At 38.9% G+C, this 11630-nt stretch carries 12 protein-coding genes, 1 pseudogene and 1 other annotated feature; of the genes and pseudogenes, 2 read left to right on the top strand and 11 right to left on the bottom strand.

The annotated features are described in order from the left end of the window. Both AB3I34_RS11235 and AB3I34_RS11230 read right to left on the bottom strand, forming a co-directional pair. Nucleotides 1–1356, bottom strand: a pseudogene (locus AB3I34_RS11235) (WxL domain-containing protein); the annotation flags it as partial. Further along, nucleotides 1337–1720, bottom strand: a complete 384-nt coding sequence (locus AB3I34_RS11230; RefSeq protein WP_010712893.1) for an LPXTG cell wall anchor domain-containing protein — start codon at nt 1718–1720, stop codon at nt 1337–1339. The gene AB3I34_RS11230 and the pseudogene AB3I34_RS11235, both read right to left, overlap by 20 nt. Here AB3I34_RS11230 and AB3I34_RS11225 point away from each other — a divergent pair. Beyond that, nucleotides 1719–1919 (top strand): hypothetical protein, encoded by a 201-nt coding sequence (locus AB3I34_RS11225; RefSeq protein ID WP_205216962.1) that lies wholly within the window; start codon nt 1719–1721, stop codon nt 1917–1919. The two genes, AB3I34_RS11230 and AB3I34_RS11225, sit on opposite strands and share 2 nt — an antisense overlap. A gap of 156 nt (nt 1920–2075) precedes the next feature. On the opposite strand, the gene AB3I34_RS11220 is transcribed toward AB3I34_RS11225, so the two are convergent. The 8 genes from AB3I34_RS11220 to AB3I34_RS11185 all read right to left on the bottom strand — a co-directional run bounded on the left by AB3I34_RS11220 (nt 2076) and on the right by AB3I34_RS11185 (nt 10521). Continuing rightward, complete coding sequence (locus AB3I34_RS11220; RefSeq protein ID WP_085444070.1) at nt 2076–2687, bottom strand: YktB family protein; 612 nt, start codon at nt 2685–2687, stop codon at nt 2076–2078. 34 nt (nt 2688–2721) lie between these two features. After that, nucleotides 2722–3279, bottom strand: a complete 558-nt coding sequence (locus AB3I34_RS11215; protein WP_085444069.1) for a GNAT family N-acetyltransferase — start codon at nt 3277–3279, stop codon at nt 2722–2724. Nucleotides 3280–3363: 84 nt separating this feature from the next. Next, nucleotides 3364–4584 (bottom strand): peptidase T, encoded by a 1221-nt coding sequence (gene pepT / locus AB3I34_RS11210; RefSeq protein ID WP_002375580.1) that lies wholly within the window; start codon nt 4582–4584, stop codon nt 3364–3366. Nucleotides 4585–4605: 21 nt separating this feature from the next. Next, nucleotides 4606–6249 carry a peptide ABC transporter substrate-binding protein gene (locus AB3I34_RS11205; protein WP_002375578.1) on the bottom strand — a complete coding sequence of 548 codons (1644 nt, stop codon included), beginning with the start codon at nt 6247–6249 and terminating at the stop codon, nt 4606–4608. Between the two features lie 49 nt (nt 6250–6298). Then, nucleotides 6299–6544: a binding site (T-box leader), on the bottom strand. Nucleotides 6545–6867: 323 nt separating this feature from the next. Further along, nucleotides 6868–7821, bottom strand: coding sequence for a siderophore ABC transporter substrate-binding protein (locus AB3I34_RS11200; protein WP_002375576.1), 954 nt, complete (start codon nt 7819–7821; stop codon nt 6868–6870). Nucleotides 7822–7859: 38 nt separating this feature from the next. Next, on the bottom strand, nt 7860–8615 hold the full coding sequence (locus AB3I34_RS11195; RefSeq protein ID WP_002415456.1) for an ABC transporter ATP-binding protein: 756 nt from the start codon (nt 8613–8615) through the stop codon (nt 7860–7862). After that, nucleotides 8612–9577: an iron chelate uptake ABC transporter family permease subunit gene (locus AB3I34_RS11190; RefSeq protein WP_002371665.1), complete on the bottom strand. Its 966-nt coding sequence runs from the start codon at nt 9575–9577 to the stop codon at nt 8612–8614. Before AB3I34_RS11190 ends, AB3I34_RS11195 begins: the two co-directional genes overlap by 4 nt. Then, nucleotides 9574–10521 carry an ABC transporter permease gene (locus AB3I34_RS11185; protein WP_002375573.1) on the bottom strand — a complete coding sequence of 316 codons (948 nt, stop codon included), beginning with the start codon at nt 10519–10521 and terminating at the stop codon, nt 9574–9576. Before AB3I34_RS11185 ends, AB3I34_RS11190 begins: the two co-directional genes overlap by 4 nt. Before the next feature lie 184 nt (nt 10522–10705). On the opposite strand from AB3I34_RS11185, the gene AB3I34_RS11180 reads away from it, so the two are divergent. After that, nucleotides 10706–11158 carry a YueI family protein gene (locus tag AB3I34_RS11180; protein ID WP_002367417.1) on the top strand — a complete coding sequence of 151 codons (453 nt, stop codon included), beginning with the start codon at nt 10706–10708 and terminating at the stop codon, nt 11156–11158. Nucleotides 11159–11372: 214 nt separating this feature from the next. Here AB3I34_RS11180 and AB3I34_RS11175 read toward each other — a convergent pair whose 3' ends face one another. Then, nucleotides 11373–11474 carry a putative holin-like toxin gene (locus tag AB3I34_RS11175; RefSeq protein ID WP_228759711.1) on the bottom strand — a complete coding sequence of 34 codons (102 nt, stop codon included), beginning with the start codon at nt 11472–11474 and terminating at the stop codon, nt 11373–11375. Between the last annotated feature and the right edge of the window lie 156 nt (nt 11475–11630).

Here is an 11630-nt window from a genome sequence, read left to right as displayed (position 1 = left end):
GGCTTCATTGACAAATTGGAAATTCACGGTTCTACTTGGGAATTTGTAGTCTTTAGCCGTGTCCACCTCATACACCACATTCAAATCATCATTGTTATCATAAGTCACTGCGTAACTTGGTGTTTTCGTTGTTTTTAAGGTTGCTGGTTTTGTTTTGCCTTTGTACCAGCCTTTGAATTTATAGTTTTTGCCGTTGCTAGCTTTGTAAGTTTCAGGCAAAGTACCACTTTGTTTAAAGGTGTAATTATTATTGGTGATGCTTGTTTTTTTCCCTTGGGTGAAACCTGTTGGTGCAGGGATGGCGGTGCCGTTTACATCTTTGAAGTTTTCGGTGACTTTTTTTAATGCAACGGTAATAACCGATGCTTGTTTTGGCATAAACACCGTATTTTCCAGATTGGCATTTCCATATCTATTGACTGACCAGATAAATGTCCCTGGAACTGTACCAATACTAGTGTTCGTTGTGTCATAATAGTTGGTAAGCAGATCATTATCCGTATGTATCTCAAAACTAGAAGTAGTCAGTTTTGATAAAACAATTTGACTACGAGGGTTTTCAATAGGTCCATTTGCTGCCCCGACTCTCCCATTTACCACTAAAGAAACGACATTACCTGAGATACTTGTTGATTGTACATATTTAGGAACTGTCAGGTGAATGTTGGCCAAATAATTCATATAGGCTCTAGCAGGGGTCGTTGGTAGTGAACTTGTTTGTTCAGGAACAACAATTGCCAAACTATTTTGCGTTTTCGCTATCGATAATTTGCTACTTGTAATATCCACTAAATTTGAATTGTATTCACGCCTAGTTAACGATTTTAAGTCTGCACTTAGGTTAAAATCAGTCATATTTAAAGAAGGCGCATCAGGTGTAGTGATATCAAACGTCATTCTTCCTGCAGGTAACGTAGAGGACCAATCTTGGTATATTTGCGCTCTACCTACAAAGTTAGTCAGTTCCGTTTGTATAGCAGTATAATAATCTTCGTTGCTAATTATAGGTTGAATTTGTTTCGGAGATACAACGCTCGATTCCTCCGTTTGTTTCCTTTCTTCTGTTGTTTCTTTCGTAATCTCCTCTTGCTCTGATTCCTCACTTTCCTGCATGCTTTCTGCCGTACTTTTGACTGTACTTCCTTCCACACTTTCTTTTGTACTTTTCTCTGTACTTTCTTTTATGCTTTCTTCTGTACTAGCTTTCGTCGTTTCTTCCTTCATACTACTCTCCACGGTCGGACTACTTTCAATCGTCACAGTTTCGGCAATAGCCGTGATTCCCGTAATTGAATTCACTAATAACGAGCAACATAATCCCAATGTTACTAGGTGTTTAAATCTGATCTGTTTCATGCTGCCCCTTCTTTCTATGTACCATTCCGACAAGACCAATTAAGGCTAAGCCGAGAATGCTAAGATTTACCTGACTCTTGCTCCCTGTGCTAGGGAGCTGCGAGCCAGTCGTGGTGGCTTGTGCCGAACCACCACCTGAATGACCTCCTTGTGGAGTGCCAGCTTGTCCCTTTGCTTTCCCCTGCGGACTAGCGGCTGGCGCATCTGTTTTCGGCGAGGGCTTTTGGGGAGCGACTTTCGCTGGATTTTTTCGATAGAATTCCACCCCCACCGAACTAGAACCACCATCAGATGCTTCAACATTTATAAAAAAACTAGGGGAAAATAGTAGGCACGCAATAATTAAATAACGCTTTTTTTTCATTTTAAAACCTCCTTTTGAATTTAAGTATCTCTCACAACCTTTTATATACCTCTATGATAGCAAAGAAAATACTCTTAAAAACAACAGTTTTTTCCAGTTAACAACCCTTATTTTAACAAGTTCCTTATATATCGTGTCTTTTACGTTGCGTTATTTAAAGGAAACAAGGGAAAACAGTAAAAACTATCCCCTTTTTTAAAAAAAGCATCTTTAATTTCTTAAATTTCCATTGTCTAAACTAAAGAAAAGCTCACAATGTTAGTGTTGAACACTAACATTGTGAGCTTTTCTCATTTTTGACGATTGGATAATTCGATAAAATAACACTAAGACATAAAATAACTGTCTGTTTCTCTTATTGGGCAATAGCCAATTGGTACAATGGTAGGAGTTGTTGATAGGTTGCCAACATATAAGCTCGTGCTTTTTCAGGATTTTGCCACAAATCGCTATCTTTGGGAATGATGCGCCCAATTTCAAACTCACCTTTTTTTACATCTCTAAAACGAGTTAAGGCTTTTTCTAAATCCGTTTCTGACAGCGGAGTAATTTGAGGAACCGTATGATCCAAGGAAACATACGTATCTTCTGGTAATGCTTGGAATAATTGCTGATTCTCTAAAAAGGCTTGCGCAATCTGCTTTTCATTTTTAGGATTATCAATGAATGACAACCACATAAACACATAGTCGCCCCAAATGCCTAATTGAAAATGCGGCTGCATTTTATACCCGCGCTTATTCGGACTAAGTGCTGACCAAGTATTTTCTGGTGGATACACGGTGCGACGGCGATGTTGCGCAATATGGACAAACAACTCCGTTCCTAGTTCAGGCGCTAGTTGTTCGGCAAAATACGTGTCTAATTCTTGAAAAATAGGTTGAATTTGCGCACGGATAACCGCCATTCGTTCATCTAATCCAGCAACTTCAAAGGCTGCGAATTCTTTTTCTGTAAACATCAACATTTCTCTAATTCCTCTCTTAACTTGTCTTCTGCTTCTATTTTTGTCGATTTTGCCATGTTTCCAGTGTCATCCCACGATAAACATCTGTGACAATTTTCCCTTTACTAATTCGGGCATTGGGCAGTGTTCCTTCGTAGGTAAAACCAATTTTCTCCATGACACGACCAGAAGCTGGATTGTCTTGATCATGTAAAGCAAAGATTCTCATGAGTTTCATTTTTGCAAAACCCAGTTCAACTAACGCCGTCGCGGCTTCAGGCATGTAGCCATTGCCCCAAAAGGCACGGTTCAAGACATAGCCTAATTCTCCAATATTATTGGTTTCATTGACCCGCAAATCAATCGTCCCAATCATTTTGCCCGTTTTTTTCACTTCAATCCCATATTTTCCTAAAGGTTCTCCCATAAAAAATTTAGCAATGTTTTGTCGTGTTTCAGCGATTGTTTGGTTTTTCAAAAATACATAGCGGACCGTTTCCTCATCTGAAGCATATTCGTACATATCTTCTGCATCGGCTAATGTGACAGGTCTTAAAATCAAGCGTTCGGTTTCAATTCGTTGGTTTTCTGCAAAAATCAATGGATAATTCATGAGCAAAACTCCCTACTTTTCTACATACTTTACCGAAAAACAGCGAAACACGCAAGGAAAATCGGCATTTCCTCGCGTGTTTCTTTAATTAGCGTTTAAGCGAATGATGGCAATGATCGTTTGAACAGCTTTGGCCATTGATTCAACGGTAATAAATTCATATTGCCCGTGAAAATTTTCGCCGCCTGTAAATAGATTAGGCGTGGGAATGCCCATGAAAGAAATCTTAGAACCATCTGTCCCGCCACGAAAAGGTGTGATAATTGGTTCAATGTCACAACTTTCCATTGCTTGGACGGCTAATTCCACAGGGGTCCAATCTTTTTCGATGATTTCCTTCATATTATAGTATTGGTCTTGGAAAGTAATTGTTAGTCTGGGTTTATCCGCCAGCGCATTTAAACGTTGGACTTGTTTTTCCAAAAATTGCTTTCTCGCTTGAAAGTTTTCTCGATCATGATCCCGAATGATATAGACAAGTTCTGCTTTTTCAATACTTCCTGTAAATTTATTGAGTAAATAAAATCCTTCATTTCCACGTGTTTGTTCTGGCACTTCCTTTTGCGGCAGTGATTGATCAAGTTGTTCGCCTAATTTAATGGCATTTACTAACGAACCATAGGCCGTTCCCGGATGGACACTGGTTCCCTCAATTGTTATCACAGCTTGAGCAGCGTTAAACGTTTCATACTCGAAATGCCCCACACGGCCACTGTCAATTGTATACGCAAAAGCGACTGGGAAATTCGGCGCATCAAATTGATCGGCGCCGCGTCCAATTTCTTCATCTGGACCAAAGGCGAGCCAAACATCGCCCCGCGGTACTTCTGGATGTGCCAAAAAATACTCAACAGCAGCTAAAATCTCGACAATTCCCGCTTTGTCATCTGCTCCTAAAAGTGTGGTTCCGTCTGTAGTAATCAACGTTTCCCCTTGATACTCTTTTAAATTGGGAAATTCAGCAACCGATAAAACGATGCCTTGTTCTTGATTCAAGAGGACATCTTGACCATCATAATTAGTGATGACTTTGGGACGGATATTTTCTGCTGAAAAATCCGCCGTATCTAGATGTGCAATCAAGCCTATACTCTTCGCTGCCGGTTGGTTACCAGGCAACCGTGCCGTTAAAAAGCCGTTTTGTTCGTTATAATGCACATCGGCCAAACCTAATTCATGAAGTTCTGTTTCAATCATTCTGGCCAAAACCACTTGACCGACCGTCGTCGGTGTGGTTTGACTGTTGGCATCTGAACGGGTGTTAACTTTCACGTAAGTTAAAAATCGTTCGACTAATTTTTCCATTTCTTACTCCTTCTTCCTGAATCATTCTGTTAAATAAGCATTGCGCAAGTGGAAATAATCCCCATACAAGTGATAACTAATGCCTTTCAATTTAGGATTGATTAGATAATTTGAGGCACTTTGATACAGCGGTACTTGGGCAGCATCTTGGTTCAGCAAGATTTCTTCCGCTTCTTTGTATTCTGCAAACTGTTTCTCTGGATTATTGGCATTAATCGTTCGTGCATCTTCTACTAGTTGGTCGTATTTGGCATTATGATAATTGCCATAATTGTAACTTGATTCTCCCGCATATAAGTTAAAGTAAGAGTCTAATTCACTACTGCCGGCAATCCATCCTGAAAGAGACAACTCATAATTTTTTTCACGTCGCGATTGGTTCACATTATTACTTGGTTGCGATGAAATGGTAATTTCTAAACCTGGCAGATTTTCTTGCAACTGACTTTGAACATATTCAGCAATTCGTTTTCCTTGATCTGTATCTGCCGCCAGCAATGAAAGTTTCACTTTTTTACCGACATCCGCTTGGGCTTTCGTCCATTCAGCTTGGGCTTTTTTGACGTCATTTTTCAAATATTCGCCACTGTAAGCTCGGAAATCTTCATCTGTTTCTGGATTCGCATAAAGTTTACTTGGAATTAATCCGTTGAGGGGTTTTGACCCATCGTTTAAGACACTTTGTGTTAAGGCTTCTTTATCTATTGCTTGGCCAATTGCTTTTCGTAAATGAACATTTGCTAATGGCGTTCCTTCTTTTTTGTTGAAATCTAAGAAGTAGTTGGCCACATCTGGATGACTGACATAGCCTGGGTCCTCTTGATATTGTTGAACATATTGTCCGTTAATGCGAACTAAGTCTAGTTCATTCGCTTGATATAAGTTAATCCCAGTATTATCTTCTTTGATTGTGCTAACCGCAACTTCTTCCAGTTTCACTTGATCCGCATCATAGTATTCTGGATTTTTTTTCAATGTCCAAGTATCTGAAGTCGCATCCCAATTGGCTAGCGTAAATGGCCCGCTATAAAGTAAATGTTCACTATCCAAGGCGTAATCTTTTCCTTGCGCTTCGACAAATTTTTGATTTTGTGGCGCTAACCAAGCAATCGAAACGACTGCTAAGAAGGAAGGTTGGGCCTGTTTTAATTCAACAATAAATTCTTTGTCATTAGGGGCTGAAATCCCTAATTCATCGACTGACTTTTCACCGTTACGTATTTCAAAACTATTTTTAACACTGTCTAGTAAATAAGCATTCGGTCCAATCGTCGCTGGTGTCACCAGTTTTTTCCAAGAATAAACAAAATCTTGGGCCGTGATCGGCTCGCCGTTGCTCCACTTAATCCCTTCCCGTAAGGTAAAGTGGTACTTGCGCCCATCGTCACTAATCTTGACGTCTTTAGCAAGAGCTGGCACCGTGGCACTATCATCATCAAACCGATACAGGCCTTCAAATAAATGTTGCGCCATTGTAAAGGTATTTTTATCTGTTGTTTGTGTTGTATCCAATGTTGAGATTGGTGCAGGTGAACTAATACTGATTTTTTGTTCAGCTGCTAAATTTCCCGAATCTACTTTCTCTGCCGCTTCTTTGGTTCCGCCACATGCGGCTAAAAGAAACCCTGTTGCAATCAAACCTACTACTTTTTTCCCCAATTTCATGTTGTTGCCCCCTCATATTTTTTAAACAAATAAAAAAAGCATTCGTCCTAAAAAGGACGAATGCTTATGCAATCGCGGTACCACCTTTGTTGATCTCTTCGCTAAAAAAGATCCGCTCGTTTCCAGTACAATCATACTGTAGCGCTATAACAGGCGCACCTGAATTGGTTTAAGCGAACGGCTTCAACCAACCTGTTCAAAGGCCATTTTCCCCTTTAACGTCACTACCTCTTCTCACCAAACGAGGCTCTCTGCAAGCTATTTTAAAAAGTACTTTCCTTCTCATCACATTTTGTTCTTTTATTTGTTTCATCAATCATACTGATTTACGGATAGTTTAGCAAACATTTTCGAGGCCGTCAACCACATTTTTAATTTAAAACTTTTTTGTTTTTCATTAAGAAGGTCGGGACAGAAGTGTTTAGCTCCGAGAACTCTCAAGGACAAAACTGCGACGAGTCTTTGACGAGAAAGCAATAAGAAGAAATTTCCGAAAATTGTTCTTTAATTTTTGGAGAATTTCAGCTTATTTCCGAAGGAGTTGCTTTTGTTCCCGCCGTTTATCAGCTTTTAAGCCTAGGACAAAAATCCAAAGTGATTTTTGTCCTAGGCTTTTTTTTACTCTAATCCTTTTTTAACATCTTCTATCATCAAATGCATTGATTCTAATCCACCACCGCTTAGATACCAAACATCTGGTTGAAGCATAATGACTTTATCATTTTTACCAGCATCGGTTTTTTGAATCAATTCGTTTGCAGCGACGTTATCTTTTGAATCGTCGCCACCAATTGCTTTGGTGCGATCTACCACAAAGAGAATCCCAGGATTTTTTTCTAAAACATATTCGTAAGAAACACTTTGCCCATGAGTGGAAGCTTCAATCTTATCGTCTGCTGCTTTGAAGCCAAATGTATCATGAATTAAACCGAAACGAGAGCCTTTTCCATAAGCGGAAAGTTGTCCTTCGTTAACTAACACAACAAGCGCATTATTCGCGCTAGCTTCTGCTTGTTTTTTCACGTCAGCAATTTCTTTTTCTAAGCCGGTTATTTTTTCTTTGGCTACCTCTTCTTTATCAAAAATAGTGCCTAACGTTTCGATATTTTGTTTCGTTGATGCCCAAGGATTTTTGGCATCTACAGCTAAGTAAATGGTTGGCGCAATGGCTTTTAATTGTTCTTGATAATCTTGTTGACGACCAGAGATAATAATTAAGTCTGGTTTTAGTTGATTGATTTTTTCTAAATCTGGTTCTTTAATACCGCCTGCTGATTCAACTTTTTGGTATTTTTCCAAATACGCAGGGATATTTTTAGTTGGCGCACCTACCACGCGGTCACCGACACCTAGTGCATCCATTGTATCCAAGGAACCATTATCAAAAACAACGACTTTCTTAGGATTTTTGGGAACGGTTAATTGACCATTGGTGTCTTTGACTGTGACTTCCGTTTTAGCTGTTGTTTCTGTTGTTGCAGAATCTGCTGTTTTTTTATTTGTTTGACAAGCACTTAACATTAACAGTCCCATCATTGAAACTGCCATCATTGCTAAAAATTTCTTTTTCATTCTTTTCCTCCAAAAACGTTATTTTTAAATTGCCCGATTTAATGATAAAGACAAAAGCGTTTTCCTTCAATTTCACAAATCCGGATATTCATTTCATAAAGATCATTTAAAATACTTGTTTGAATAACTTCTTCTGTTGCGCCATGCGCATAGAGCTTTCCGCCTTTCATGGCGACAATTTCATCTGCATAGCTTGCGGCAAAATTAATATCATGTAGAACAATCAGAATCGTTTTTCCTAGTTCATCCACTAAGCGTTTAAGAATCTGCATCATTTGAACCGCATAATTCATGTCGAGGTTATTTAAGGGCTCATCCAATAAAATATAATCGGTATCTTGGGCTAAAATCATGGCAATATACGCCCGTTGTAATTGGCCCCCAGAAAGGGTATCAATGTATTCTTCCGCCATTTCAGTTAAGCCCAATTGTTCCAACGCGTCTGTTACTTTTTCATGATCAGCGCTTTTTAAGCGACCTTTGGAATAAGGAAAACGACCAAAATTGACCAGTTCTCGCACAGTTAATTTAAGTTGTACACCGTTGGCTTGTTTTAAAAGGGCAATTTTTTGTGAAAGAGCTGACTGCTTCCAGGTTTTTACTTCTTGCTTGTCCAGATAAATTTCCCCGGTATCTTTGGGAGTTAAGCGACTCATCATGGCTAGCAGCGTGCTTTTCCCAGCGCCATTTGGTCCAATAAAGGCCGTTAATTTGCCTTCAGAAATAGGTAAATCAATGTCTGAAACGACAAATTTATCGCCATATTTTTTTGATACATCACTCATCTGGATCATGTGCGTTGCTTCCTTTCTGCAATAATTTTCCATATAAAATAAACGCCCCCAACAAATTGAATCACCACACTTAGCGGGGTATTCAAATGAAAGACCTGTTCAACCATCAATTGGCCGAACACCAGTAAAAAGACTGCTATTAAACTCCCTGCCACAAACAGTTCTCGGTGGCGATAGGTTTTCATGAATTGATAACTCATATTGGCCACGATAAAACCTAAAAATGTAATCGGTCCCACTAATGCTGTTGATAAGCCGACCAGACTACTGATCAAACACAACAACACTAATTGAAACTGATTCACAGCAATCCCTAAATTCTGTGCTTGATGGTTCCCTAAATGTAAAACGTCTAAACGGTAACTTTCCCGCCAAAGTATCCCACAAATCATGAGTACCGCCACACCAACGAAAACGAGATACTGACTATTGACGTTACCAAAACTGGCAAACAACTTTCCTTGGAGTAAGTCGTATTCGTTAGGATCCATAATCACTTGTAAAAACGTACTAATACTACTGAAAAAAGTACCTAAAATCATGCCAATCATCAATAATAAAAATAAGTCGGATTGATTTTTGCGTAATAGAAAATACGATAAACTAGTACTTAAAAACACCATTAAAAAGACGTTCATTAAAAACGAACCAAGACTTACTTGACCTAACGCTTGTGCGCCTCCTAAAAGAAAAAATAACACCGTCTGCACAAAGACATACAAGGAATCCATCCCTAAAATGTTTGGCGTTAGGAAATGATTTTGCGTGACCGTTTGAAAACTAATGGTTGAAAAAGCCGCAGCGATTCCGACAAAAATAAAAGCCAATAACTTTTTCCCTCGTAACGCCAAAGCAAAGGACCAATTGCCATACGTGTTATAAGTTAAATAACAAAGACTCACAATTACTACGGCAGCTAAAAGCAAAAGTAATGAAAGCCATTTTTTTAAAGGCCGTTTCATCGTTTGCGCCCCCTTAGTAATAATAAAATGAACAAAATGCTCCCTAATGTTCCGACAACCACGCTGACAGGAATTTCATAGGGGGAAATCAATACTCGTGCTAAAATATCACAGATTAACAAGAATAAACTTCCACAAATCCCAGTTAACCACAAGGTATTTTTCATATGATCGCCATAACGTAAAGACACGAGATTGGGAATCACAACTCCTAAAAACGGAATATTCCCCACCATCAATAAAACGATGGCACTTGCTAAAGCAACCAGCGTCAAACCTAAAAACTGAATTCGCTGGTAATGGACGCCAAGACTATTTGCAAATGCTTCACCCATACCAACGACAGTGAAATGATAAGCAAATAAATAAATAACAAACCACAAAGGAATCATTAAGAATAACCATTCATAATTCCCTTTCATAACTGTGGAAAAATTTCCTTGTAACCAAGCAGACATATTTTGAACCAATTGGTATTGATAGGCAAAAAATGTGGCAATTGAGCCTAGAATGTTACCAAACATCACGCCCACCAAAGGGACCATCACTTGATTCTTACTTGGTAATAATCGAATGAGCGCTAAGAATAATAAGGTCCCGCTTAGCGCAAAAATAAAAGCAATTGCCGTTCGATAGAGAAACGGAGCTGTTGGGAAAAATAACATTGCGACTAAAATACCCAACCTTGCACTATCGGTTGTTCCAGCGACACTAGGAGCGACAAATTTATTTTGTGTGAGTTGCTGCATAATCAATCCAGAAATACTCATCGTACTACCAGCAATGATTAAACTCAACGTGCGGGGAACACGGGTGGTAAATAAAACAAATTGTTGCTGCGCATCTAATTGAAACAACTGAGAAAGTGCAATGTCCTTCACCCCTATCACTAATGACAATAAGCTGAAAAGTAATAGTAGAACAAACAAACCAATCTTTTTCATGAGAAAACTCCATTTTTATTTAATTGAGAATGATTCTCATTCTTAGTTACAGTGTATGAGAAAACCATCACAAATGCAACCACTTTTTTTCCTTTCTTAAAAACTTCTTCTCAAGCCGACTGACCAACGACTTATCTAAGATATGCTATAATGGAGGGAAACGTTAGGAAAGGAGTGTTACTGAATGGCGAATGATGACTTACAACAACGTCTGGATAAAGGAATGTACGGTACGCCCCTCGTCAATCCTGAAGAACAACACAAATACATGGGCACATTTCGTGAACGCTGCCGTCTCTCCATGACCGTCGCTGAAATGAAAGATGCACAGAACCAACAACATTTATTAGAAGAATTAGCGAAGCATCCTGAAGTTACAGTACTTTTAAATGGCGAAATCTCTTCTGACCTGCAAAGTACCTATATTAAATTATTAAATCAGCATGGCGCAACCTTTAAGATTGTTAACAATTTTGTGGAGAACAACCCTGACTCTCTCGGCTTACTGTTAGCTGAAAAACATGCAGTCGATGAACCTGTGATTGACGTTACAGAAAAATATCCTCAAGCAACAGAAACGCCAAAAGAAGAGCCAACAGCTAAAAAAGGCTTTTGGCAAAAGCTATTTCACTCATAAAAAGCTCAAGAAAAGTTATGAGTCATTGGATTGTTTAAACATAAGTTAGGAGCGCTTCCATTTATAATAGAATTGTGCTATTATAAAGATGAAAAAGAGAGGTATGCGGGTACATACCTCTCCTTTATACCAACGCCAGTTATAAGAACTGGTGGCTTACTGAGTTAAGTTTTTATTACTGTTTAACCGTTCGGCCTGTCAAGCTTATGAACGGTTATTTTTTATCGTTTTTCGTTGCTTCAAGGATATCGAAAATCAGTAACGCAACAAGGGTTGCAAAACTAATCATCAATTCCAATGTCGCTTCGATTGACAAAAAAAATGCTCCTTTCGTTAAAGTGCATCGGATACACATAGGCATCACCTGCCTCTCTAACTCAGAGCCACCGTCATACAACTTTCATTGGTAATAGTTTTAGTATAACCTATTGGGTTCACCAAGAAAACGTTTTTATAAAGAATACCGCCAAAA

It is taken from the genome of Enterococcus sp. C102(2024) (assembly GCF_040888205.1).
GTDB classification, from domain to species: domain Bacteria; phylum Bacillota; class Bacilli; order Lactobacillales; family Enterococcaceae; genus Enterococcus; species Enterococcus faecalis.
The sequence above is the reverse complement of the archived record's forward strand: the minus strand, read 5'-3'. Positions and strand labels throughout refer to the sequence as shown.